We start from the raw sequence: 25,349 nt of genomic DNA, 5'->3' as shown, positions 1-25,349 counted from the left end.
CATGCAAGCAGAGAAGTTTCATGACCTCCCGCTTGAAGATGTGCTTGGTGACCGCTTTGCACGTTATAGTAAATATATTATTCAAGACCGTGCGCTTCCAGATGCACGCGACGGTTTAAAACCAGTACAACGTCGTATTTTATATTCTATGTATGTAGAAGGAAATATAAATGATAAGCCGTTTCGTAAGTCTGCCAAAACAGTTGGTAACGTAATTGGTAACTATCATCCGCATGGTGATTCGTCCGTGTATGAAGCGATGGTACGTTTAAGTCAAGATTGGAAAGTACGAAATGTATTAGTTGAAATGCATGGAAATAATGGTAGTGTCGATGGTGATCCGGCAGCGGCGATGCGTTATACAGAGGCTCGTTTATCACCAATTGCTTCTGAGTTATTACGTGACATTGATAAAGAAACAGTGGAATTTGTTTCAAACTTTGATGATACAAGTGAAGAGCCAGTTGTATTACCAGCTATGTTTCCAAATCTTTTAGTGAACGGATCTACGGGAATTTCAGCTGGTTATGCAACAGAAATTCCACCACATCATCTTGGAGAAGTTATCGATGCAACAATGCTGCGAATTGATAAACCAAACAGTACTGTAGACGATTTATTAACGCTGATTAAAGGGCCGGACTTCCCGACAGGGGGGATTATCCAAGGGCTTGATGGGATTAAGAAGGCATATGAAACAGGAAAAGGAAAAATTATCATCCGCGGAAAAGCGGAAGTTGAGACGATTCGTGGTGGGAAGCAGCAAATCATAATTACAGAAATTCCTTACGAAGTAAACAAAGCAAATCTTGTAAAGAAAATGGATGAGCTACGTTTAGATAAAAAATTAGATGGAATTGCTGAAGTTCGTGATGAAACGGATCGTACAGGTCTTCGTATTGTTGTCGAATTGAAAAAAGATGCAAATGCAGAAGGTATTTTAAATTATTTATATAAAAATACAGATTTACAAATACCATATAACTTCAATATGGTAGCAATTCATAATCGCCGCCCTACATTAATGACATTACCAAAGATTTTAGATGCATATATTGGGCATCAAAAAGAAGTTGTAACACGTCGTTCGCAATATGAATTGCGAAAAGCGGAAAATCGTCAGCATATCGTGGAAGGTTTGATGAAAGCTTTATCAATCTTAGATAAAGTCATTGAAACAATTCGTGCTTCTAAAGATAAACGTGATGCGAAAAATAATTTATGTGCAAGATTCTCCTTTACAGAAGCACAATCAGAAGCAATTGTATCACTGCAATTGTACCGTTTAACAAATACAGATATTACAGCATTAGAAAAAGAGGCCGAAGAGCTACAAACGAAAATTACAGAATTACAAGCGATTTTACAAAGTGAAAAAAGACTTCTTCAAGTGATTAAATCGGACTTAAAGAGAGTAAAGAAAACGTATAGTGATAATCGTCGTGCTGTAATTGAAGAAGAGATTGAAGAAATTAAAATTGATGTGGAAGTGATGATTCCACATGAAGATGTCATCGTTACTGTAACGAAAGAAGGATATGTAAAGCGAACTGGTTGGCGCTCACATAATGCATCGAACGGAAAAGACTTCGGTATGAAAGAGGGCGACATCTTACTCGAACGCTTCGATACAAATACAACCGCGACAATTCTTTTATTTACAAGTAAAGGAAACTATATTTATCTTCCAGTATACGAAATGCCAGATATTCGTTGGAAAGATCTAGGTCAGCATGTTGCGAATATTGTTTCACTTGACCGAGATGAAACACTCGTCTTTGCAACTGTTGTTCCGAATTTTGAAGAAGAGAAGCGATTTATTACGTTTGTGACTAGAAATGGAATGATTAAGAAAACAGAATTAAGTCAATATAAAGTGCAGCGTTATTCACGTGCTTTTGTCGCGACTAATTTAAAGAAAGATGATGAAGTCGTCGATGTTTTTGTTACAGATGGAACGCAAGATATTCTTCTTGCAACGCATGGTGCATATGCACTTGTTTTCAATGAAGAAGAAGTGAGTCCAGTTGGCGTGCGGGCAGCTGGTGTAAAAGGAATGAATGTGAAGGAAGATGACTACGTTGTATGCGGTCTTCCTATCAATTCTGCGAAAGATCAGCTCGTTCTCGTTACGCAACGAGGCGCAGTAAAACGATTAAAAGCAACAGAAATTGAAAAATCGACGAGAGCAAAACGAGGACTCGTTATCTTTAAAGAATTGAAAAAGAATCCATACCGTATCGTCGGTGTAGAAGTTGTTCGAGCAGATGAAGTTGTTTGTATGCGAACAGAAAAGCAAATAATAGAAGAAATTGATCCGAATACACTTCGTAATAAAGATCGTTACAGTAACGGAAGTTTATTAATAGATGTAAGTGATGTTGGTCTTGTTGTGGAAACGTGGCCGCAGAAAAAAGAACAGTAAGAAAACGCCCGACTCATTATATGAGTCGGGCGTTTTTGTCTAAATTTGTCTGAAGAATAGTAGTTGTACAAATAAAACACTTCCATTATTATTTAACTAAATATTTAAAATATTTAGTTAAATAATAAAATGGGGGTATATGGGTGATAAAAAAGAAAAATTTTGCTTTTGTTCTTTCTGCAGTGTGTGTGTTTGGTTTATTAGCAGGATGCAGTGATAAAACAAATGGTAATGCTGATACAGCAAGTACGGGAGGTGGGGGTGGAAAGGTCATAAAAATTGCGACTCAATCACCGCTCTCTGGTGGTTCTGCAACGCAAGGGGAAGCAATTAAACTTGGTGCACAACTGAAAATAGAAGAACAAAAAGAAGAGTTTAAAAAATTAGGATACGAACTAAAATTTGTGCCATATGATGATCAAGCTGATCCGAAAAAAGGTGTTGCGAACGCACAGATTATTGGTGCGGATAAAGAAATACTTGGTGTCGTTGGACATATGAATTCAGGAGTTGCAATTCCATCTTCTGAAGTGTATGAGAAAAACAATGTTGTTATGGTATCACCTACAAATACTGCTATTGAAGTAACGGATCGTAATTTGAAAGTAGTAAATCGTATATGTACAAGAGATGATTTTCAAGGCCCTGCCGGGGCAGAGTTTGCATTGAAAACACTGAAGGCAAAAAACGTTTTTATTATTGATGATAAAACAGCTTATGGAACAGGTTTAGCTAAAGCATTTAAAACAGAAGTTGAAAAATTAGGTGGAACAATTGCAGGTTATGAATCTATTACGGTCGGAGAAAAAGATTTTAACGGTGTGTTAAATAAAGTACTCGCGAAAAACCCTGATTTAATTTACTTTGGTGGTCTATATGCAGAAGGTGGACTGTTAGTGAAGCAAGCACGTGAAAAAGGCCTTACAATCCCGTTTATGGGCGGTGATGGTATGGATTCAGCAACGATGGTAGAAATTGCAGGTAACTCTATTGAGAACACGTATTACACTTCTATCGCTGCTGACCCGAAAACAACGGAAAAAGGAAAGGAATTTGCGGATGATTATAAGAGCAAATTTAATAAAGAGGTAGAAGGATATTCGGCTTATGGGTATGATGCTGCGGGTGTACTCCTGCAAGGAGTGGAAGATGCGATTAAAGCAAATAACAACAAAATGCCAACTCGAGAACAAGTACGCGATACTGTTCGGAAAACAAATAATTTTGAAGGAGCGGTAACAAACGTAGGGTTTGATAGCAAGGGTGATAATAAATTTGCAAAAGTATATATTTATAAATTTGCAGAGCAAAAATATCCAGGAAGACAAGAAGGAGAAGTAGAGAAAAAGTAAGGTGATATGGGTACGGGTGCTTATGTTCCGTACCTTTTTTAGAGAAAAATAAAAGGGGAGGAATTTCTATGTTCGGTGAAATAATGCATACACTTCCTCAAGTGCTAATTGATGGATTAACACTTGGTGCAGTGTACGCAGTTATTGCGTTAGGATATACGATGGTATATGGGATATTAGAACTTATCAATTTTGCTCATGGAGAAATTTTTATGACAGGTGCTTTCATTGGCACAACAATTTTTCTTGTTTTTATGGGATTTGGTTGGCTGACGGTTATGCCAGCTCTGCTAGCATTGTTACTTGTTTTAGTTGCAACATCTCTTATAACAGGTTTTCTTGGGATGGGGATTGAGAGGGTTGCGTATCGACCACTTCGAAAAGCACCGAAACTTATTACGTTAATCACAGCAATTGGTGTTTCTTTTCTGCTGCAAGATATCGTTCGTTTTATTGCTGAATTAAAAAAAGGAAATTACATCATAACAGGTCCTACCTTATTCAATGATCAAATTACAGTACAGACTTCGGCAATTATGTCTTCTTTTAATAACGCTCAACTTAAAACATCCTCACTTATTCTACTCGTTCTTGCGGTTATTATGATGCTCTCTTTAGACTTTTTCGTCAATAAAACAAAGTGGGGAATGGCGATGCGTGCTGTTGCGCAAGATCGTGATACTGCATCATTAATGTCAGTAAATGTGAATAAGGTGATTTCCCTTACGTTTTTTATTGGTTCCGCACTTGGCGGAGCAACAGGTGTACTGTTTGCTGTACAATATGGAACAATAGATCCGTACATTGGCTTTATTTTAGGGTTAAAAGCTTTTACAGCAGCTGTTTTAGGTGGAATTGGTAATATTCGAGGTGCAATGGTTGGCGGTATATTGCTTGGACTTCTAGAAATGTTCGCGGCTACAAATTTATCCATTTTATCTTCTGGAATATTGGGAGCTGAATATAAGGATGTATTTGCTTTTGGAATTTTAATTCTCGTTTTAATTTTTAAACCAGAAGGCATTTTCGGCAAAGCAGTTGCCGAGAAAGTGTAGGTGATCATAATGACAAAATGGTTAGAAATGATAAGGGAAAATACGAAGCTGCAACTTATATTATTAGTCCTTTACATTGGTATAACGGCTGCAAGTATATATTTTGCACAAAAGTCAGTAACGGCATTTTTACTATTATTATTGTCTCTTTTATTATTGTATTACACAAATTTGCACGGTAAATGGAAATGGTTGATAGGGTTATTTGTATTAGTCATATTGCTTCCATCCACAGCAAGCGGCGGGCCAGCCTATCAGTCTTATATGGAAGTGTCGACATTAGTTGGGATTTATATAGCAATGGCGCTAGGATTAAATATTGTTGTCGGCTTTGCGGGATTACTAGATTTAGGATTTGTCGCTTTTTTTGCAATAGGAGCTTACACATACGGTATTTTTGCAACAGCTCAAGCAAATAACTTTATGCCATTTGGTCAATATCCATTGTCAGGAGAAAGCTTTTGGATTTTTATTTTACTAGGCGGTTTTATTGCAGCGGTATTTGGAGTCTTACTTGGTATCCCGGTTTTACGTGTGAAAGGCGATTATTTAGCGATTGTGACACTTGGATTTGGGGAGATTATTCGTATTATTTTTAATAATTTAGATAAACCAATCAATATTACAAACGGTGCAATGGGTTTATCTTCTGTAAAACCACCTTCTTTATTTGGATTTACATTTTTGCAATCAAGTCAAGTGTACTACATTGTACTTGGTATTTTACTACTCGTAATCTTTATTGTAAAACGGTTAGAGTTTTCGAAAATAGGCCGCTCGTGGAAGGCAGTTCGTGAAAATGAAATTGCCGCTCAAGCGATGGGAATTCCGCTTGTGAAAACAAAGCTGCTAGCGTTTGCAATTGGTGCTTCATTTTCTGGAATGATGGGTGTTGTCTTTGCAGCAAAACAAACTTTCGTCGATCCAACAAGTTTTACGTTACTAGAGTCGATTACGATTCTTGTTATGGTATTACTTGGTGGTATGGGGAGTGTGCCAGGAGTTATTTTAGGGGCAGCAGTTATGACGATTTTAAATTTACAAGTACTTACTGAATTAACAAACTGGCTAAATCAATTGAACTTAAGTGGAACGATTGCGATCCCAGATGCACTTTCTCCAGCAAAGATGCAGCGCTTCATCTTTGGGGGAATTTTAATCTTATTTGCTTTGTATCGCCCGCAAGGACTCATACCTGCAAAAAGTCGGAAATTTAATGAAGAGCAGCTGAAAAAAGGTAGGATAGAACAAATCGAATCGCAAACACAAAAAGAGAACGTATTTGAAGCCTAGGGGTGAGAATATGATGATTTTAACAGTTCGAAATATTACAAAACGGTTTGACGGGCTTGTTGCAGTGAAAAGTGTTGATATGAAAGTAAAAAAAGGATCGATTACAGCTGTAATTGGACCGAACGGAGCAGGGAAAACGACGTTCTTTAATATGGTAACAGGTGTGTATAAGCCAGATGAAGGGGACATTCTACTTGGTGAAAAAAAGATAACTGGTTTGAAGCCGCATGATATTTCAAAGCATGGTATTGCTCGTACGTTTCAAAATATTCGTCTTTTTAAAAATATGACGGTACTTGAAAATGTGATGGTAGGACTTCACAATCATTTGAAAAGTAATCTTTTGGGAATTTTGTTACATTTGCCAGGAGTAAAGAGAGAAGAAGAACAAGCGCAGCAAAAAGCGTATGAGCTTTTAGAATATGTTGGGTTAGCTCATTTGTTAAATGAAGAAGCGCAAAATTTATCGTACGGGGCACAGAGGCGCCTTGAAATTGCTAGGGCGCTCGCGGCAAAACCGCAAGTATTATTATTGGATGAGCCAGCAGCTGGGATGAATCCAAAGGAAACGAAGGAGTTAACAGCACTTATTTATCGTATGCGTGAAGAGCTGGACGTAACAATTGTATTAATTGAACACGATATGAAACTTGTCATGGAGATATCTGAGCATATCATTGTGCTAGATCATGGTGAAAAAATTGCAGAAGGAAGACCGGAAGATATTCGTAACAATCCAAAAGTTATTGAAGCGTATTTAGGGAAAAGCGCAGTGTTAGAGAAGTAATGCGGGATAAAGTGAAACTTCCATCAGTGGGGTTTTCTTCATCCCCCACTGATGGTTAGTTGAACCAATCGGGCTTTTACGGACGCCTATCTTCTTTGATTTTCTCTGAATCTTGAGGTGGGGGTCTTACTGCCCGTTAATGCGGGACAAAGCAAAGAGCATGCTACGAAATCGCTTGAAAAAAATAAAAAGGAGGGAAGTATTTTGCTAGAGCTTACAAATATAAATGCGTATTATGGCGGCATTCACGCGTTAAAAGAAATTAATATTTCTGTAGGAAAAGGCGAAATTGTAACGCTTATTGGATGCAATGGAGCTGGAAAATCAACGACATTAAAGACGATTAGTGGTCTTGTTATACCGAAGTCAGGAGAAATTTCATTTGAGGGGAAACAAATTACGAAACAATCCCCGCACGTAACAGCTTTATCTGGAATCGCTCATGTACCAGAGGGGAGACGTATTTTTTCACGTCTAACAGTAAAAGAGAACCTAGAGATGGGAGCATTTTCAGTAAAGGATAAAAGAATAGTGAAGGAACGGATGGAACGTACCTTTCACTATTTTCCAAAGTTAAAAGAACGGCTAGAACAAAAGGGCGGTACGATGAGTGGTGGTGAACAGCAAATGCTTGCAATTGGACGTGCGCTCATGAGCCAGCCTCATATACTTATGTTAGATGAACCTTCAATGGGACTAGCGCCAATTATTGTTGAGCAAATCTTTGAAATTATTTCAGAGCTTAATAAAGAAGGAATGACGATTCTACTTGTTGAACAAAATGCGTATCAAGCGTTGCAAATTGCACATCGTGGATATGTGATTCAGACAGGGGAAATTAAAATGGTAGGAGAAGGAAAATCATTGATGCATAATGAATTTGTGAAAGAAGCGTATTTAGCATAATATGAGGGCTACCCTAAGTAGGGTGGCTCTTTGTTATGTTAATCTATGTTACCGTTATTACTAAAGAGTAATGTATAAAAAAGCAAAATATTATGTAGAAAAAAGATAAGTTGATATAATAAAAGTTCATCATATTCTATACATAATTGGGAGGGGTTTTATGAACAAAATAGGTGTTGGTATTGTAGGTTACGGCTTTTCTAGTACAACCTTCCATATTCCACTACTACAAACAATTGAAGACTACGAAATTCGTGCGGTTGTTTCTTCACAAGAAGAGAAAGTAAAAGCATCATTTCCACATGTAGAAGTTGTGACAACAATCGATGAGCTTGTTATGCAAGAGAACATAGATCTTATCATTATTACATCTCCTAATACAACGCACTTTGGATATGCAAAAAAAGCAATTCTTCACGGTAAACATGTTGTTGTTGAAAAGCCTTTTGTTGTTACTGTTGAAGAAGGGGAAGAGTTAATAGCGCTAGCGAAGCAGTATGGTGTTGTGTTAAGTGTATATCATAACCGCCGCTTGGATAACGATTTCAGAACGATTCAAAAACTATTACAAGATGATAAAATTGGTAAAGTTTATACGTATGAAGCTCATTTTGATAGATTTCGTCCGCATGTTCGCGATCGCTGGCGTGAACATAAATTACCAGGATCAGGGATGTTATTTGATTTAGGCTCACATCTTATTGATCAAGCGTTACATCTATTTGGTATGCCGGAAGCAGTTTATGCAGATGTTATCAATCAGCGCCCAGGGTCGCAAATAGATGATTACTTTCATATTATTCTTCATTATGAAGAAATGCGTGTTATTCTTCATAGCAGTAGTCACGTTAAATATGCAGGTCCTCATTTTAGCATTCACGGTGAAAAAGGCTCGATTGTTAAACATGGAATGGATTCCCAAGAGGAGCAATTAAAGACTGGTAAGAAACCTGGTGATGTAGGCTATGGAGAAGATGCTATGTATATGTATGCTATTCTTTCCACAGAGGAACAAGAAATTCGTGTTCCAACAGAAATAGGGTGCTATGAGAACTATTATAAAGGTGTCCGAGATGCAATAATGAAACAAGAAATGCCACCTGTTACTGCTGAGGAAGCCCTAAATGTGATTCGTGTTATTACAGCTTGTTTACAAAGTAGTCAGCAAGGAATTATAGTAAAATGGTAGAGTCAGTGCATGCGCTGACTCTTTTTGTATGTTAGCAAATCATGTCGGAATTTTACGAGAAAACGCTAACGATTTTTATTGTACAACCTTTATGTATAGATTAATATTTTAAATATTAAAAATATTATAAATTTAGGGGGAGTACTGTGAAGAAAAAGATATCGCTTTTGTTATCAGGTGTTTTATTAGCAGGAATGATGGCGGGATGTAATGCGAATTCAGCTTCTACTAAAACTGAAACTAAGGAAAGTAAAGTAATTAAAATTGCTTCTGAATCCCCTCTTTCTGGTGGATCAGCTGCTTTTGGAGAAGCCATTAAGCTTGGAACGCAGCTTGCAGTAGATAAACAAAAAGAAGAGTTTAAAAAACTAGGTTTTGAATTGCAATTTGTTCCGCAAGATGATCAAGGTGACCCGAAAAAAGGGGTTGCTAATGCTCAGTCTGTCGCAGCTGATAAAGAAGTATTGGGCGTTGTAGGACATTTAATGTCAGGTGTATCTATTGCCGCTTCTGAAACATATGAGAAAGCAAGTCTTGTTATGGTATCGCCATCGAGTACGGCAGTTGAATTAACAGAACGTGGATTAAAGACTGTTGCACGCCTTGTTGCAAGAGATGATTTCCAAGGTCCGGCGGCAGCGAAATATGCGCTTGAAACAGTAAAGGCAAAAAATATTTTTGTAATTCAAGATAAAACAGCTTACGGTACAGGGTTAGCTGATGCATTTAAAAAAGAAGCAGAAAAGCTAGGAGCAAAAATTGTCGGTTATGAGGGGATTACAGTTGGTGAGAAAGATTTTAGTGGTGTGTTAAACCAAGTTGTCGCGAAAAAGCCAGATCTTGTTTATTTTGGTGGTATGTATTCAGAAGGATCCGTTTTAGTAAAACAAGCACGTGAAAAAGGGGTTACAGCACCAATTATGGGCGGTGACGGTATCGATTCTCCAACAATGGCAGAAGTTGCAAAAGATGGATTAAAAGATACGTATTATACAACAGTAGCGACAGCACCAACAGAAACAGAGAAAGGGAAAGCATTTGTGACAGAATATAAAGAGAAGTTCAAAAAAGATGTGGAGGCATACTCTGCATATGGATATGACTCAGCTGGTGTTATTTTACAAGGAATTAAAGATGCCATTAAGAAAAATGATGGTAAATATCCAACACGTGAACAAGTACGCGATGCAGTTCGTGCTATAAAAGAATATGATGGCGTTATTACGAAAGTAGCTTTTGATGATAAAGGTGATAACAAATTTGCTAAAGTTTATATTTATAAGTATGAGGGTGCGAAATATCCAGGGACACAAGACGGAGAAGTAAGTAAATAATGAAAAAAACCCGGCAGAGGCCGGGTTTTTTTAGTTTGGATTAGAAAGTCCATAGAAAAACATTGTGAGGATTTCTTTTGTTTGTTGTTCACGATGTTCACCAACTAAGTGTGCAACGAATTGATCACTCATTTTAGAAAACGTATTGATATATAACAAAATCATATCTTTTGAAAGATTGGGGTTAATTTCTTTTTTCTGCTGTGCTTCTTCTATAAAGTGAAGAAAAAGGGGAAGCGCTTTATCTTTTTGATATGTAAATAGAAAATTACGCAATTCTTCATCTGTTTGCATTGCTTGTTCAATCATTTCAGGATGTAAACGGTTCACACTTTGTAATTTTCGAGTCATAATACGATGTATTTTTTCCTGAAAAGATAAGTCGCTCGTTAATAGTTCTTCATAATAATGAACCTCTTGAATGGTAAACTCTTGAATGAGTTCGCGAAATAAAGCATCTTTACTTCCGAAATGATTATATATTGTAACTTGTGAAACGTTTGCTTGTTTTGCAATATCTTCTATTTTTACATCTTTATATCCATTTTTAGAAAACAATTCTAATGCAGCTGCTTTAATAGCCTGCTTTTTCTTCTTTTTCACCTTTTCAAAACCGTTCATATGAATCACCTCCACTTAAATATACAAGATGATAAGAAAGGAAACAATATTTTTGAAATATGGGCTTTAATAAATTTCAAAAAATATTGATTCTCTTATAACAGAGGAGTATAATAATTTTGAAATATAAAATGTATAATATTTCAAAAAATGAGGTGGGATAATGTTAATCGTTCAAAATGTCACGAAAAAATTTTCAAACGGGAAAGGCTTATTTGATGTTTCATTTCAAGTAAAAGAAGGCGAAGTATTTGGTTATTTAGGACCAAACGGAGCAGGGAAATCAACAACAATTCGTAATTTAATGGGATTTATACAACCTACTTCTGGAACAGCGACAATGTTCGGATTGGATTGCTGGAAGGATGCGGCTGATATTCAAAAAAGGGTTGGATATTTACCAGGAGAGATTTCTTTTATAGAAGGCATGAATGGATTGGGATTTTTGCAACTTATGCAAGGAATGCGTGGTATGAAAAGTAATAGTCGACGTGATGAATTAATTGAGCGCTTTCAGTTTGATGTGAAAACGCCCATTCGAAAAATGTCTAAAGGGATGAAGCAAAAAGTAGGGATTGTAGCAGCCTTTATGCACGATCCGGAAGTGCTCATTTTAGATGAACCGACTTCAGGTTTAGATCCGCTTATGCAGCAGTTATTTGTTGATCTTATATTAGAAGAAAAACAAAGAGGAAAAACAATTTTTATGTCGTCTCATATTTTTACAGAAATTGAACGGACATGTGATCGTGTAGGGATTATTAAAGATGGAAAGTTACTCACAGTAGAAAATATTCATGATTTGAGAGCAAAACAACGGCAAGTTATTGATGTGACAGTATCCTCACAAGAACAATTGCAAGCATTAAAGAAAACGGCACTACAAATTGATAGCGTGCAAGGGAATACAGCTTCGATTATTGTACAGGGAAATTATAATCAACTTCTTCAAACATTAGCGCAGCACGATGTAATTGGTTTTCAGATGAGAACAATGGATTTAGAAAATATCTTTATGCATTACTATGATGAGGAAGGAGCAAATCGGTTATGAGTAAAGCGTTATTTGTTGCTAGTTTAAAAGCGAATGCCAAAATGATTTTGAACTATGCTATTGGTTCAGTTCTTTATTTATGGTTACTAATTTGGATCTTTCCATCATTCTCATCTGTAAAGGGATTAGATGAAATACTGAAAGCGATGCCTCAAGGGGTATTAAAAGCAGTGGGATTTGAAAAAGGGATTGAACAATTGAATGATTTTTTAGCCGGAGAATATTATGGTTTGATCTTTGTTTTGTTGTTGATGGTGTATAGTATTTTAGCATCGACAAAACTAGTTGCTTATCTAGTTGATAGAGGATCAATGGCTTATTTATTATCTACATCTGTTTCGCGTACAAAGGTAATTTTGACACAAGCATCTGTCTTAATCATAGGGTTATTTACGATCGTTATGGCTACTTATCTTGGCGGTTTAGTTGGGGCAGAATGGCTAATTGAAAAAGTATCCCTTGATAAAGTATTATTTTTTAAACTCAATTTTCTTGGCGGACTTGTATTTCTTGTTATTTGTGCATATTCATTTTTCTTTTCCTGTTTATTTGATGATGAAAAGAAAGCATTAAGTATTTCTACAGGTATAACAGTATTGTTTTATGGATTGGATATGTTAGGGAAATTGAGTGATAAATTGGAATGGATGAGAAATTTATCTATATTTAGCCTGTATCGCCCACAAGAAATTGTTGATGGAACCTATAATATATGGCCGACAAGTATTGGTTTACTTATAGTAGCGATTATTCTTTTTATAATTTCTGTTCTTGTTTTTAAGAGAAGAGATTTGCCTTTATGATGATCTAATAAAAAGAAGAGGTGAATTGGCTTTTTTAGGTAGATAGTAAAAAGAGTTCATCTGATGTGGTGGACTAGTATCAGCCCTTTTAGGTAAATATTATGAAACAGTATTTAAGCAACCTTACCACGATATTCAATTAGGGTAAGGTTGTTTGTTTTTTTCTGGAATCAGTTATTATTGTAATGATTTATGTATTTTAAAAATAGTAATATTTATTTCTGATAAATAAAATATGTTATTGTTAAAATTTTAGCTCTGTTAAACTTTAGTATTGATTTGGTACAAAAAGAAATAGACGGATTCATCAACTTTTTCGTATGTGAAGAACTAAAAACACTGCATCTTCTGGTTCCTCAAATTACCTTTCAGATTCGCTGGGAGGGACGAATGAATTCGCTCTCTGTTGTATTACAAACAAAAAAGGCTGCTTAAAAACAGCCTCACATATGTTGGTGCCATGCTTTTTACTTTCTGTTTTCAACAAATGAAGCACCACACGTATTCTCCCTAATCACTAGTTCCTAACACATCTGTGTTTGGAGGTTCATACCCCATCTGGCGTATCATAGCTGAAATCTGTCCCTTGTGATGGAATTCGTGAGTGATTGCATGCGTTAGCAATTTACCAGGTGTAATTGATAACGTTTCTCCTTCTTCTCTCCAAGGAATCTCCCTCTGAATCGGCTCATTCATGTGATGGGCAAGTACTTCAAATACCTCATTTACAAGAGAATCTATATGTTCAAAGCGTACTTTTATTTCGTTCAAACCGAGTTGTTTCAGGTCTTCCTTTGAAGTGAGTGGTTTCTTCGTTTTTAATAAAACAAATGAGCCAAGCCAAGCATTATAACAGTCTGCTATGTGTACCAGTGTGTCTCGCACGCTTTGCCAACCGAACCCCATTTGGCGAGTAAAGTCATTTGGTTCTAGTTCTCTACAAAAGTCAAGAAGTACGGCTCGAGTTTGTTTGACCCATTCATATTCGTTTTTATGCATTATATACGCTCCTTTATTTGTTATTTAAGAAATTTATTCCATACTTAATGCCCTAATCCTTCTTCTAACTATCCTGCTCCGTTTGTTCAATAAGAAAAATCAATAATGTTCTTTAACAAAGTCAAAATTTTAATAAAGAATAATGAAAGGATGCAGTAACAGTTAATGGCGATGGATTTTCCACACTGGAAGTTATTTTGTAAAAAGGATTAGCGTTTTTGGTTAGTATCGATCGCTTTATCCCGTAAAAGCCCGATTGGTTCAACTAACCATCAGTGGGGGATGAAGAAAACCTCCACTGATGGAAGTTTCACTTTATGTTAGAAGTCCGTAATTATATAGTGTAAGAAATAATAAGAGTGTTGCTATTGTTACGAAGAGTAAAAATAAAATTGTCAGACAAAACATGAGAAAGTTTTGCTGGAAATACAAGAGAATAAAATGAAAGAATCATAAAGAGGATATGTATAAGAATGCAATATATTGTAAATGATTGTTTTATATGTTTTTTTGGAAAAATAGTAATAAATAGTAATAAATAAAAGGATTTAAGCATCCACATAGTAAAGGGATGTCTTTTTTCTTGAGTTATTTTACAGAATGATTATAAATATTACTGTAATAAAATAATTTTTTAAATTTTTTTAATAATAACACTTTACAAAATCAAAAAAATTAGTAGAATATTAATTAATAGAAATTTTCTGATAACTATATAGAAACATAAAGTTATCAAAAAAAGTTTCTCACAAGTAGTATCGTACATAAAATTAGGGAGGGTACAAAATGAAAAAGATTAAAAAAATCTCAGCTGTAGTAGCGCCAGTGTTGGCAATGAGCGTGGCTTTAACAGCATGTTCAGGGTCGGGGGACAAAAAAGCAAGCACAGAGCCAAAAAATGAAGAGAAAAAAACAGAAGGTAAGTTAGCATCAAAACAAGTGTTAAACTTACTAGAAACGCAAGAGATTCCGTCTATGGACTCTTCTAAAGCAACAGATGCAGTGTCTTTCCTTGCTTTAAATAACGTAATGGAAGGATTATATCGCCTGGATAAAGACCAAAAACCAACTCCAGGTATGGCGGAATCGTATAAAAAGAGCGATGATGGCAAAACATATACGTTTAAGCTTCGCAAAGATGCGAAATGGTCAAATGGCGATCCTGTAACAGCGAAAGATTTCGTATTTGCATGGCAACGTTTATTAGATCCAAAAACAGCTGCTGAATACGCATTTATTATGTATGATGTGAAAAATGCACAGGCAATCAACGAAGGCAAAGCACCAGTTGATTCTTTAGGTGTAAAAGCTGTTGATGACAATACATTAGAAGTGCAATTAGACAACCCAGTGCCATATTTTATTGAATTAACAACATTCGGTTCTTTCTATCCGTTAAATGAAAAGGTTGTAAAAGAAAAAGGCGATAAATACGGTTTAGAAGCAGACACTCTAGTATACAATGGTCCATTCGCTATGACAGAGTGGAAACACGAGCAAGGTTGGAAGCTGAAGAAAAATGATCAATATTGGGACAAGAACACAGTTAAGTTAGACGAAATCAACTTTAACGTTGTAAAAGAATTATCTACTCGTGTTAACTTATATGAAAGCGGCGAAGCTGATCGCGTTGCTTTAAGTGCTGAATATGTTGATAAATATAAATCGAAGAAAGATGAATTTGGAACCTATTTAGAGCCATCTACATTCTTCTTACGATTAAACGAAAAACGTCTGAAACAACAAGACACGCCGCTTAAAAATGAGAAACTTCGTCAAGCAATCGCAAAAGCATACGATAAGCAAGCGTTGGCGAATGTAATCTTAAATGATGGTTCTAAACCAGCTGACTATCTTGTACCAGCTGACTTCGTAAAAGGTCCAGATGATAAAGATTTCCGTAAAATCAATGGAGATGTAAAATCTGTATCATATGATCCGAAAGAAGCGAAAAAACTTTGGGATGAAGCGAAGAAAGAGTTAGGTAAAGACGAAGTAACACTTGAATTATTAAACTACGATACTGATAATGCGAAGAAAATTGGTGAGTACTTAAAAGAGCAATTAGAGAAAAACTTACCAGGCTTAAAAATTAACTTGAAAAATCAACCATTTAAGCAAAAACTAAAACTAGAAACAGATCAAGACTTTGATATCTCTTACGCTGGTTGGGGTCCTGACTATGCAGATCCAATGACATACATCGATATGTTTGAAACAACAAACTCTCATAACCAAATGAGTTACTCAAATAAAGAGTACGATGACATTGTTAAAAAAGGTAAAACAGAATTATTAACACAAGAGAAAACTCGTTGGGAACAACTTGCGAAAGCTGAGAAGATGTTACTTGATGATGCTGCAATTGCACCGCTGTACCAACGTGGAACTTCTTACTTACAACGTCCAACTGTACACAACATTATTAAGCATAATGTTGGTGGTGATTTCAGCTACAAGTGGACATATATCACTGAAAAAGAAGATAAATAATTATTTAAAAAGAGGATGCGGTAACGTATCCTCTTTCTCTATGTGCACATTTTGAAGTGTAATGAATACATATGCAGTACTACAATAAATGACAACTATCATTAATGAATGTTGTCATTTATGATAGTCAATCCTACTAATTAAGTTTTTCCGGGCAGAAATCTTCTATCTATATCCTTTGTTTTTCTGAATATGCCCGTTAAATGTGAGATAGAAGGAGATGGATATGAAACAATATTCTTATTTAGATTTCCTAGCAGCGTTTGGTATTGGCAGTGCACATCCGGGAGGTTTTACGTTAACAAAGCAATTGTTAGCGCAGCTTTCATTAGGACAGCATACAAAATTATTAGAGATTGGTTGTGGAACAGGCAGGACAGCTTCCTATATTGCAAAACAGTATGGCTCTATTGTAAGTGCAGTTGAAATAAATGAAACGATGATTGAAAAAGCAAAGAAAAGATGGTATAAGGATGGAGTAAATATTGAGCTCATTGCAGGGAGTGTAGAGGCACTACCGTTTCGTGATGAAATGTTTCATATTGTATTAGGAGAGTCCGTTCTTGCATTTACAAATAAAAGGAAATCGATAGATGAATGTTATCGTGTATTACAATGTAATGGGATGCTGCTTGTTATTGAATTGGTAATCGAGCAACACTTACCATTGCATGAGGAAAAAAATATATTAACTTTATATGGAATGGAGCAGCTGTTAACAGCGCAAGAATGGATTGTACTCTTTAAACAAGCAAATTTTACAACAGTACGTGTACTTGGAGGCGGAACCATTGCAGCAACGATTTCTGCACATGTAGAAGAACCAGAGTGGGATATATCGGATATTATTTCACAAGATTTGTATAATGCATGGATTGCGCATGAACATATTTCACATCAATACAAGCATATATTAGGGCACCGAATTTTTATTTGTCAAAAATAAAGTGAAACTTTGATTAATGGTGAACTTCATTCCCCGTAAATTTATTAAAAAAAGCCAACAATATGTTGGCTTTTTTTAAATGAAAAATAAAGCAGCTAATGCAATACCGAAAATAAATCCAAAACCAAGTTCAACGGCCCCAAATCCACCAAATCCACATCTACATTCATCAAATCCACATCTATCACATCTACCAGATCTACCAGATCTACGTCCATCAAATCCAAATCCACAATTGTTACATTCACCTAAACCACCGCAGAAATCACAGCCGCCACCGCCACCATAGCCAAACCCGTGGTCAAATCGCTTGCGATGAACGGGTTCAATCCATACCGATTCATCCGTTATATCAACAATTTTTCCAATATGGATATTGCCTTCATAATCTTCAATACGTACGACTCGCCCATAATATCGCCGACATGTATGATAATGCTGATGAGAATACATATAATTTCGCTCCTTTCTCTTTCCAATATTACGATATGATAAAGGGACAAGAGTGGCTTGTACGTTTGTCTATGCCATCATAATTGCGGTGAAAAACGGGAATGATAGGGAAGGACTGTTTTCTAGTAATGAAAAATCCTACTCCCTGTTAGAGTGAGATAAAAAGGAGCGAAAAAAATGAATCATTCAGATACATTTCAAACGTACGAAATATCATGGGATGCATTGACAGATGCACTACGAAAAGAAATGACACGTCAAGTTGGAGCAGATATTATTGATAGTATTGTCTGTGATTTACAAGATGGATTTGAAGTGTATACATATATCCAAGGAGATCTTGCGTTCGAATATAAGGAAGCACTTGAACGAAAATATGGCACAGATAGCAAATTTCCTAACATATTAACAGTATTACTATTGGCGGATATCTATAATGTAAAAGAAAGTAACATTCGTCTTCATGCTGATCACAAAGAAAATCCAGTTGTAGAAATATACGTAAAACAATGAGAGTGCATACAGATAGCACTCTCATTTTTGTTATAATAAAAGATAGAAAATTAAGAAAAAGGTGAAAGTATGAAGCGAGTACGGTTACGTGAATTAGGAATCAAAGTTGGAAGATATGATGTTGGAAAATGGAATGCCATTACTGATGTAGAAGGTGTCTTAGTAGGGCATGTTACTTTGAAGGAAGAAATGCATATTCGTACTGGTGTCACGGTGATTTTACCGCATGATGGAAATATGTTTCGTGAAAAAGTATTCGCTAGTTCTTATATTATTAATGGCTTTGGAAAAACGATTGGAACCATCCAAATACAAGAACTTGGTGTACTTGAAAGTCCGATTATGCTGTCCAATACATTTGCAGTTGCTCCGGTATTAGAAGGGACATTACGATATATGCTAGAGCGGAATGAGGAAATTGGTGATACAACTGGAACTGTAAACATTGTTGTTGGAGAATGTAATGATGGATACTTACATGACATTCGAACGCTTTATGTAAGGTCCCAGCATGCAATTGAGGCCATTACAAACGCAAAGAATGGCCCAGTGGAAGAAGGATGTGTGGGAGCTGGTACGGGAATGGCGTGTTTTGGATATAAAGGCGGAATTGGTACAAGCTCACGCATAATAACTTTTACAAAAGATACGTATACAGTGGGGGTTCTAGTTGTTACGAATTTTGGGAGAAAAGAAGATTTATATATTCAAAAAGAGAACGAAGAAACTTTGCCAGATGGCTCTATCATGATTGTTATAGCAACCGATGCGCCGTTAAGTGATAGACAATTACATCGCATAGCAAAGCGAGCAACTTTTGGACTTGCAAAGGCGGGTTCTTACGGAGCGCATGGGAGCGGGGATATTGTGATTGCCTTTTCAACAGCACATCGTATTTCTCATACGCCGACTACAGAATCATTACAGTATCACTTTTTGCGTGAAGATGGGAAAGAAATTTCTCATTTATTTGCAATGACAATTGAAGCCGTAGAAGAGGCGATTTGGAATGCTTTATGTATGGCAGAAACGATAGAAGGTAGAGGAAAAAGAAAATTAGAGGCGATATCTTATGAAAATCTAAAAAATATACTAAAGTTAAAATAATTTAATTATGTAAACTACAATAAATTATAGAGCGGAGCTTTGGTTATTACTATTACATACAAACTCTAAAGTATAAATGTCAGTTTTTCATTACTCTATAGAAACGAATATAATTAAAACCGGATATATAGGGCATAGGAAGTTGAAATGTACTTTAATGAGAAGTGGCAAAAATATTGGGTGAGAAAGCAAATTGTGATGAAAGTTAGAAGAAAATAAAAAACTGCAAATGAGCAGTTTTTTATTAAATAATAGTTTACATAATAATATTATACTCTCATTCGTTTTTCGAAATACAAGTCATATCTTGTATTTCTTCTCATAAGTTTAAACATAGGAATTTGTCTACAAAGGTGGCGAAGCTTCAACATGCATATTCGAATCATAGCCACATCTATTTTGTTTTTACTACTCATATGTATTTGTCCTTTTTCTAGTTTAGCGAAAGGAGAAGAAGCGAGGCAGCGTGTTGTTTCACTTGTGTATGATGATTCTGGTAGTATGCGTAATAATGATCGCTGGAAGTATGCAAATTATGCATTGCAAAGTTTGATTGCATTGTTAGATGAAAAAGATACGTTTTCCTATGTACCAATGAGTCATCCATCGCAAGAAATAACAGTTTCTCTAGCAAATAACAAACGGCAAGAGGAAATTGAAAAGATTCAAAAATGGAATGAACATGTTAACACACCTTTTCAATCGGTGGAAACAGCTATCCAATCTATTAAGAGGCAAGCTCAGGAAAATGCCAATCGTGAATTTTGGCTTATTATTCTAACAGATGGAGCGTTTAATGAGCTAGAAAAACAAGATGATAGTGGGAAAAAAAGGATTTCGGAAACGCTCAGTACTTTTAAAAAAGAAATGGAAGAAAAAAATATTTCTTTACATGCAGTATTAATTACAATGGAAGAAAATTTAGGGGCGCAAGAACAAGCACAAATGAACGTCTTTAAAGTTATTTGGAAACAACAGATAAATGGAATCGTGTTCCCCACAAGTGGAGAAGATGGTGTTATCCACAGCGTCAACCAAGCTGCTGCTTTAATAGCGAATCGTGATCCATTTTCATCAGTAGAAGAAGCGGTAAAAACAAATATAGTAGGAAACAAGATTGAAATTACAACACCATTTCCGTTAAAACGAATTACGCTTGTTGGTCAATCTTCTCAGAACATACCGTATCGTGTCCAAAATATACAAGGATCACTCAATTTACAATCGAGATTTTCGATTCAAGCACCGGCGGGAATGGGATTATATGGTGGAATTACTCATATTATGCCTAAAAACAATGCTGTAATGGAACCAGGAACATATATGGTAGAAATTGATCAAGCAGTGACAAAGGAAAATATGAAAGTACTAGTAGAACCAGCATTAGATTATACCGTTTCCATATATGAAAAAGGAAAGGACCCGAAAAAAGAAACAGAACAAATCTATGAAAATCAAACAGCAATTATAGAAGCAAAACCAACAAATGTACCGGTAGATGCTTCATATTTTACTGCTCAAATAGAAATAAATAATCAAATGCATTCGATGCAATGGGATGGGAAACGAAAAGTCTTCTACTATGAAACAAAAATAGGGAGAGACGCGGTGCATGGAAATGTGCACATGAATATAAAAGGGTTTTATCGCCAAACGAAAGAATTCCACATTCAATCCGTTCCAAAACCAAAACTATCATTAAAAGTTGTTACAACGAATTATAAAGAAAAAGTAACAAATTTAGAGCATAGCGCACCATTTATTATACAACCACTACTAAATGAAGAATCAATGTCAGAAGCAGAAGTAAGGGAATTGTTGAAAACGGCTACTATTACATTTCATAAATCTATCAACTATGAACTAAAGCAAAATAGAAAACAAATATATGTATATCCTCGTCCTTATTACTCCAACACGTTTAATTTTACAGATACTGGCATCATAGAAGCTACCATCACATTACGAGATTCACAATCGCAAAAAGCTAGTAAACAAATTTCGTTGTCTATTATTGACGTTCCTTTTTTAGAGCGTTATGCGACCATTTTTCAGTTCGTTTTACCATTTAGTATAATCTTATTCATTATTACGATTCTTGTTGTTGGATGGATAGTTCGCCCGCGTTTTCATAGGAAAGCGCTTATGTATTATGAATGGGATCAATCTATTGCGGAAGATTGGTTATATAAATCTGAACCAGAGCCACTGCGAACGAAATGGTGGAATCATTATTTTGGTATTCCATTTCGAGCGGAGCGGAAAACAGTGCAATCTGTTACGTTTATTGCAAAAAAAGGCTCAAAATCTATATTTGTTACGAAAGATTCTCAAGTACCAGGCATGGTGATTGATGGTATGGTCCTAACAGATGAAGAAGCAGGACGCGAGTATAAAACGTTATATCCGAACGAAATGGTTGTTATTGATCGCGGCTATGGAAAAGAAGTATATAGATATGAATGTGAATAAAGTGAAACTTCCATCAGTGGGGGTTATCTCCCGATGATGGAAAGCTCTCACTAATCGGGCTTTTATGGGCAGTTATCCGTCACCTATTTTCTTCGCTTCTCTCTGAATCTTGAGGTGGGGGTGTTACTGCCCGCAAATATCGGGATAACGGGATAAATAGGAAGGTGGTTCACATGGATTTTCAAGTGCCAACAATTTTAATTGGACTCGGGGGAATTGGAAGTACGGTTACGCATGATATTTACCGAAAGCTTCCGAAAGAACGGCGTAAAAAAGTAGCGATGCACGTATTTGATACAGATATTAATACGTTAAGTCACTTTCAGCATATTCGTAAATTTGTGACACAAACGAGCTCTAGTAAAACACCGCGTGAATATATGGCGGAAGATCCAACGATTCCAGATTGGTTTCCGATTGACCCGACTGTACTAGATAAACCATTAACAGAAGGTGCGGGTCAACTTCGGGTTATTTCTCGCCTAGCACTTCGCGCAGCGATGAAGGAAGATAAATTAACAGCTTTTTGGCAAGAAATTGAGAAGATTTTTCCGGTAACAAGTGATACAACAGAATACGGTGTGCGCGTTATTATTGTTACGTCATTAGCTGGTGGCACAGGTTCCGGTATGTTTTTGCAAATCGCTCTATATTTACGAGAAATGCTTCGGAAAAAGTTGCAACATCACAACATTTTAATTCGCGGTGCTTTTTTACTTCCTGATGTTCTCGTCAAAACACGCACAATTAGCGGAAAAGAATTTGAAACGGTGCAGGCAAACGGGTATGCATCATTAAAAGAATTACACGCAATTACTTTAGGATCTACAGGAGAATTATCACGTCGCGGGGGCGTTACAATTGAGTTAGAATATCGTCCGGATCAAGTAGATGAAGACGGACGCACAAATCACACCATTATGCAGCATCATTTACCATATAATTATTGCTTCTTATATGATTATGAAAATTTACATGGTCACCATTTGCATAGTTTGTCTGATTATATGGAACAAATGACAAATACAATTTATTTACAATTATTTAGTCCAATGTCAACGAGTCATTTTGCGCAAGAAGATAATCAAATTCAACAACTTGCTGATTCAAATGGTAAAGCTCGTTATTGCGGAGCAGGAGCTGCAAAACTTATTTATCCATACGAAAATGTTCTTCGTTACTGCGCTTTAAAATGGGCAGTGCAAGGGCTAGATGAATCGTGGCTTCATTTAGATCGACTTTTTCAAGATAAGAAAAGCCGGTATGAGCAAGACGTTCGCCGCGGTATGCAGCGTGAAAAACCCGAGCGAGGAAAAAGTTTCTTAGAAGATTTAGAACATTTGGCGACTCGTCCAGAACAGGCGCATGTGTTTTATAAGCAAATGTATTATGAAACGCGCGAAGGAGCAGAAGGCGGAAAAATTGGTATATCAAAATCAAAATTATTTTTAGAAGCGGTAGAAAATTATGTGCAGCGTACGGTACAAAAAGATGAAGAGTTAAATCGCTTGCAGCGAGAGTGTAAAATTTCAGCTGCAAAGCTGAAAATCACTGAACAAATGAAAGGTGAAGTGGCACGGGTGGACCACGCTGTACGTTTATATGCGTATGCGATACCAAGCCGTGTACATGAGCATGTAACTACATTGATATATGATATGGTTGAAACTGATCGATTTACACCAAGCGGTTCAGAGGGACAGTCATATCAGTTGAATACATGGTTTTTAAAGAAAACAGATCCTGTTCATCCTGTCGCTGCACGTTACATGTTATATGAAATTCGTAAATTGTTAACCGAAAAAATGAATCGTCTGCATGAAAATAATGAACAGAAACGCAGTCTTATCCAAAATTATGATAAAAAATTTAATGTGAGCAATATTGAAGGAACGGTAACAGCTGTTAGACGTGTTGAACTGACGCAGCAACAAAATTGGTTTGGAAAAATGTTTCACAATGAACAGCGGACATTTCGAAAAGAATTTCAAGATATTATAACTCAATATATACACAAATTAAATGAATATCGAAAAGAAATGTTATTAGAGCTTGTTTATCAATCTTTATATCAGGCTGTAGATAAAATGATTCAATATTGGGAGCGTTTCTTTGATAATTTACAAGAAACTCGTGAAAATTTATTATTAGACATTCAAAAACGTAGTAAAGAATTTGAGGGAAAAACAAATCCAACAAATGTATACGTATTAGCAGATGAGCGAATGCAGGAAGAAATGTGGAACGATATTCATCACCATGTAAACAATGGTGTGCTGCCAAAAGAGATATCTGCTGAAATTTATATGAGTTTATATCGTGAATATTGCAGGGGAGCGCAGGTAGAGGAAGGACAATCACAAAAAGTAGAAGATTTTTATCGGAAACATATTTTAACGTATTGTGAGCAGGAATTGCAAGATCGCTACCGAGATAAATTAGAATTAAATATTATTGAAGCACTGCGAAAAGAAGCGGCTATTCAAAAGCGTGATATGACAGAGTATGTAAGTGAGAAAATTGAAGATTTGCTGCATCTTGCAAGTCCATTTATACCGAAAGTTGCGCATCATCGTGAATTACAATATTGGGGTATTCATCCGCTTATTCATCAAGAGTTAAATGAAGAGACGTTACAAGAGATGTTCCAGGAAAAAGAAACAGTTGATGAAGCTTTTTCACCGTATGAAATTGTATGTTACCGTGCGCATTATGGATTGTCGCTGCAAGATTTTCCGAAATTATCGTCTGGGCATATTGCAAACGGTTATGTGAACGAGAAGGGAGATTACTTTCAATCCTATTATCGCCGCGTAAATAAATTAAACGTTCGTAAATCGAATTTAACACCGCATCTTGATAAGTATTGGCACTTACCTGCTTTTATGCCAGATTTAAATGTAACACAAACGAAGCTTGATTATGATAAGTGTAATCGTGCTTTATTGTATGCATATATATATCGTTGGATTAGTCTTGCTGCTGTGGATGGTCAGTTCGTTCACCAATATAACGGAGTGGGCCGAAGTTCTCTTATTCAATCGATGGGGAAAAATGTAACAAATGAAGGGTATAAATTGCACCGTGCATTGCTTCATAACCCATTTATATATGAAAATATCATTTCTCGTTTTGAAGAAGAACAGGGAAAAGCATTGCAGCACGGAGGACATTTATATACACATTCATTTGTATTAGGTGCGCAAGATATAAGATGGCTGCGAAAAGAACATGTTCATAATATCTTAGATGTTATCTTGATGTACGATAAGGAAGCGAAATATGATCCGACGTTAGAAGAAACATCTGATGAGTTATTACGATTACTTGTTGATGAAATTGAACAATATTTTAAAGCTTATTACGGGACTGGAGCGGAAGCAGCGGCAAAAAAAGAAGCGACTTTATTTGTAAAGCAACTATGGAATCGCTCATATGCAAAAGAATTTGTAGATCCAAACAGTGCACCGTATAAGAAATGGTTACACCTTCTTAATGTTCAAATAGAAGAGGAAGATACAAATGCGAATGTTTAAGAAAAGATAGG

19 protein-coding genes are annotated in these 25,349 nt (G+C 36.1%); 16 read left to right on the top strand and 3 right to left on the bottom strand.

Features of this window, described 5'->3' with window-relative positions:
• The first annotated feature begins 1 nt into the window (after position 1).
• The 8 genes from parC to LRP84_RS12560 all read left to right on the top strand — a co-directional run bounded on the left by parC (position 2) and on the right by LRP84_RS12560 (position 10,341).
• Positions 2-2,425, top strand: coding sequence for a DNA topoisomerase IV subunit A (gene parC, locus LRP84_RS12595; protein WP_230575390.1), 2,424 nt, complete (start codon positions 2-4; stop codon positions 2,423-2,425).
• Positions 2,426-2,568: 143 nt separating this feature from the next.
• Positions 2,569-3,777 carry a branched-chain amino acid ABC transporter substrate-binding protein gene (locus LRP84_RS12590; RefSeq protein WP_230575389.1) on the top strand — a complete coding sequence of 403 codons (1,209 nt, stop codon included), beginning with the start codon at positions 2,569-2,571 and terminating at the stop codon, positions 3,775-3,777.
• 68 nt (positions 3,778-3,845) lie between these two features.
• Positions 3,846-4,832, top strand: coding sequence for a branched-chain amino acid ABC transporter permease (locus tag LRP84_RS12585; protein ID WP_230575388.1), 987 nt, complete (start codon positions 3,846-3,848; stop codon positions 4,830-4,832).
• 9 nt (positions 4,833-4,841) lie between these two features.
• Positions 4,842-6,125, top strand: coding sequence for a branched-chain amino acid ABC transporter permease (locus LRP84_RS12580; protein WP_230575387.1), 1,284 nt, complete (start codon positions 4,842-4,844; stop codon positions 6,123-6,125).
• A gap of 10 nt (positions 6,126-6,135) precedes the next feature.
• The gene (locus LRP84_RS12575; RefSeq protein ID WP_230575386.1) at positions 6,136-6,912 is read left to right on the top strand and encodes an ABC transporter ATP-binding protein; all 777 of its coding nucleotides are present in this window, start codon (positions 6,136-6,138) and stop codon (positions 6,910-6,912) included.
• A gap of 204 nt (positions 6,913-7,116) precedes the next feature.
• Positions 7,117-7,818, top strand: a complete 702-nt coding sequence (locus tag LRP84_RS12570; RefSeq protein WP_230575385.1) for an ABC transporter ATP-binding protein — start codon at positions 7,117-7,119, stop codon at positions 7,816-7,818.
• A gap of 160 nt (positions 7,819-7,978) precedes the next feature.
• Positions 7,979-9,007: an oxidoreductase gene (locus LRP84_RS12565; protein WP_230575384.1), complete on the top strand. Its 1,029-nt coding sequence runs from the start codon at positions 7,979-7,981 to the stop codon at positions 9,005-9,007.
• A 194-nt stretch (positions 9,008-9,201) separates the two neighbouring features.
• Positions 9,202-10,341, top strand: coding sequence for a branched-chain amino acid ABC transporter substrate-binding protein (locus LRP84_RS12560; RefSeq protein WP_230575425.1), 1,140 nt, complete (start codon positions 9,202-9,204; stop codon positions 10,339-10,341).
• Between the two features lie 30 nt (positions 10,342-10,371).
• On the opposite strand, the gene LRP84_RS12555 is transcribed toward LRP84_RS12560, so the two are convergent.
• The gene (locus LRP84_RS12555) at positions 10,372-10,962 is read right to left on the bottom strand and encodes a TetR/AcrR family transcriptional regulator (RefSeq protein ID WP_230575383.1); all 591 of its coding nucleotides are present in this window, start codon (positions 10,960-10,962) and stop codon (positions 10,372-10,374) included.
• A gap of 163 nt (positions 10,963-11,125) precedes the next feature.
• On the opposite strand from LRP84_RS12555, the gene LRP84_RS12550 reads away from it, so the two are divergent.
• Complete coding sequence (locus tag LRP84_RS12550) at positions 11,126-12,016, top strand: ABC transporter ATP-binding protein (RefSeq protein WP_230575382.1); 891 nt, start codon at positions 11,126-11,128, stop codon at positions 12,014-12,016.
• The gene (locus LRP84_RS12545) at positions 12,013-12,819 is read left to right on the top strand and encodes an ABC transporter permease subunit (RefSeq protein WP_230575381.1); all 807 of its coding nucleotides are present in this window, start codon (positions 12,013-12,015) and stop codon (positions 12,817-12,819) included. Before LRP84_RS12550 ends, LRP84_RS12545 begins: the two co-directional genes overlap by 4 nt.
• A 510-nt stretch (positions 12,820-13,329) precedes the next feature.
• Here the strand turns inward: LRP84_RS12545 and LRP84_RS12540 are convergent.
• The gene (locus LRP84_RS12540) at positions 13,330-13,818 is read right to left on the bottom strand and encodes a DinB family protein (protein WP_230575380.1); all 489 of its coding nucleotides are present in this window, start codon (positions 13,816-13,818) and stop codon (positions 13,330-13,332) included.
• A gap of 786 nt (positions 13,819-14,604) precedes the next feature.
• Here LRP84_RS12540 and LRP84_RS12535 point away from each other — a divergent pair.
• Positions 14,605-16,311 carry a peptide ABC transporter substrate-binding protein gene (locus LRP84_RS12535; RefSeq protein ID WP_230575379.1) on the top strand — a complete coding sequence of 569 codons (1,707 nt, stop codon included), beginning with the start codon at positions 14,605-14,607 and terminating at the stop codon, positions 16,309-16,311.
• A gap of 226 nt (positions 16,312-16,537) precedes the next feature.
• Positions 16,538-17,257 carry a class I SAM-dependent methyltransferase gene (locus tag LRP84_RS12530; protein ID WP_230575378.1) on the top strand — a complete coding sequence of 240 codons (720 nt, stop codon included), beginning with the start codon at positions 16,538-16,540 and terminating at the stop codon, positions 17,255-17,257.
• A 75-nt stretch (positions 17,258-17,332) separates the two neighbouring features.
• Here LRP84_RS12530 and LRP84_RS12525 read toward each other — a convergent pair whose 3' ends face one another.
• Positions 17,333-17,710, bottom strand: coding sequence for a hypothetical protein (locus LRP84_RS12525; RefSeq protein ID WP_230575377.1), 378 nt, complete (start codon positions 17,708-17,710; stop codon positions 17,333-17,335).
• Between the two features lie 177 nt (positions 17,711-17,887).
• On the opposite strand from LRP84_RS12525, the gene LRP84_RS12520 reads away from it, so the two are divergent.
• The 4 genes from LRP84_RS12520 to LRP84_RS12505 all read left to right on the top strand — a co-directional run bounded on the left by LRP84_RS12520 (position 17,888) and on the right by LRP84_RS12505 (position 25,338).
• Positions 17,888-18,223, top strand: coding sequence for a hypothetical protein (locus LRP84_RS12520; protein WP_230575376.1), 336 nt, complete (start codon positions 17,888-17,890; stop codon positions 18,221-18,223).
• Positions 18,224-18,292: 69 nt separating this feature from the next.
• Positions 18,293-19,330 carry a DmpA family aminopeptidase gene (locus LRP84_RS12515; protein WP_230575375.1) on the top strand — a complete coding sequence of 346 codons (1,038 nt, stop codon included), beginning with the start codon at positions 18,293-18,295 and terminating at the stop codon, positions 19,328-19,330.
• A 369-nt stretch (positions 19,331-19,699) separates the two neighbouring features.
• Positions 19,700-21,802: a vWA domain-containing protein gene (locus LRP84_RS12510; RefSeq protein WP_230575374.1), complete on the top strand. Its 2,103-nt coding sequence runs from the start codon at positions 19,700-19,702 to the stop codon at positions 21,800-21,802.
• 173 nt (positions 21,803-21,975) lie between these two features.
• Entirely contained in the window at positions 21,976-25,338 is a 3,363-nt protein-coding gene (locus tag LRP84_RS12505; protein ID WP_230575373.1) for a tubulin-like doman-containing protein, read from the top strand.
• Positions 25,339-25,349 lie beyond the last annotated feature (11 nt).

Origin of the sequence: Bacillus rhizoplanae (genome assembly GCF_917563915.1) — a bacterium.
GTDB lineage: Bacteria > Bacillota > Bacilli > Bacillales > Bacillaceae_G > Bacillus_A > Bacillus_A rhizoplanae.
This window is presented reverse-complemented; position numbering and strand designations above follow the sequence as displayed.

Excerpts from the sequence above, each read along its gene's own strand:
- LRP84_RS12505 (WP_230575373.1), top strand. The coding sequence starts at position 21,976 with ATGGATTTTCAAGTGCCAACAATTTTAATTGGACTCGGGGGAATTGGA.
- LRP84_RS12510 (WP_230575374.1), top strand. The coding sequence starts at position 19,700 with ATGCATATTCGAATCATAGCCACATCTATTTTGTTTTTACTACTCATA.
- LRP84_RS12575 (WP_230575386.1), top strand. The coding sequence starts at position 6,136 with ATGATGATTTTAACAGTTCGAAATATTACAAAACGGTTTGACGGGCTT.
- LRP84_RS12550 (WP_230575382.1), top strand. The coding sequence starts at position 11,126 with ATGTTAATCGTTCAAAATGTCACGAAAAAATTTTCAAACGGGAAAGGC.
- LRP84_RS12555 (WP_230575383.1), bottom strand. The coding sequence starts at position 10,962 with ATGAACGGTTTTGAAAAGGTGAAAAAGAAGAAAAAGCAGGCTATTAAA.
- LRP84_RS12530 (WP_230575378.1), top strand. The coding sequence starts at position 16,538 with ATGAAACAATATTCTTATTTAGATTTCCTAGCAGCGTTTGGTATTGGC.
- LRP84_RS12540 (WP_230575380.1), bottom strand. The coding sequence starts at position 13,818 with ATGCATAAAAACGAATATGAATGGGTCAAACAAACTCGAGCCGTACTT.
- LRP84_RS12535 (WP_230575379.1), top strand. The coding sequence starts at position 14,605 with ATGAAAAAGATTAAAAAAATCTCAGCTGTAGTAGCGCCAGTGTTGGCA.
- LRP84_RS12585 (WP_230575388.1), top strand. The coding sequence starts at position 3,846 with ATGTTCGGTGAAATAATGCATACACTTCCTCAAGTGCTAATTGATGGA.
- LRP84_RS12560 (WP_230575425.1), top strand. The coding sequence starts at position 9,202 with ATGATGGCGGGATGTAATGCGAATTCAGCTTCTACTAAAACTGAAACT.
- LRP84_RS12520 (WP_230575376.1), top strand. The coding sequence starts at position 17,888 with ATGAATCATTCAGATACATTTCAAACGTACGAAATATCATGGGATGCA.
- LRP84_RS12545 (WP_230575381.1), top strand. The coding sequence starts at position 12,013 with ATGAGTAAAGCGTTATTTGTTGCTAGTTTAAAAGCGAATGCCAAAATG.
- LRP84_RS12580 (WP_230575387.1), top strand. The coding sequence starts at position 4,842 with ATGACAAAATGGTTAGAAATGATAAGGGAAAATACGAAGCTGCAACTT.
- LRP84_RS12525 (WP_230575377.1), bottom strand. The coding sequence starts at position 17,710 with ATGTATTCTCATCAGCATTATCATACATGTCGGCGATATTATGGGCGA.
- LRP84_RS12515 (WP_230575375.1), top strand. The coding sequence starts at position 18,293 with ATGAAGCGAGTACGGTTACGTGAATTAGGAATCAAAGTTGGAAGATAT.
- parC (WP_230575390.1), top strand. The coding sequence starts at position 2 with ATGCAAGCAGAGAAGTTTCATGACCTCCCGCTTGAAGATGTGCTTGGT.
- LRP84_RS12565 (WP_230575384.1), top strand. The coding sequence starts at position 7,979 with ATGAACAAAATAGGTGTTGGTATTGTAGGTTACGGCTTTTCTAGTACA.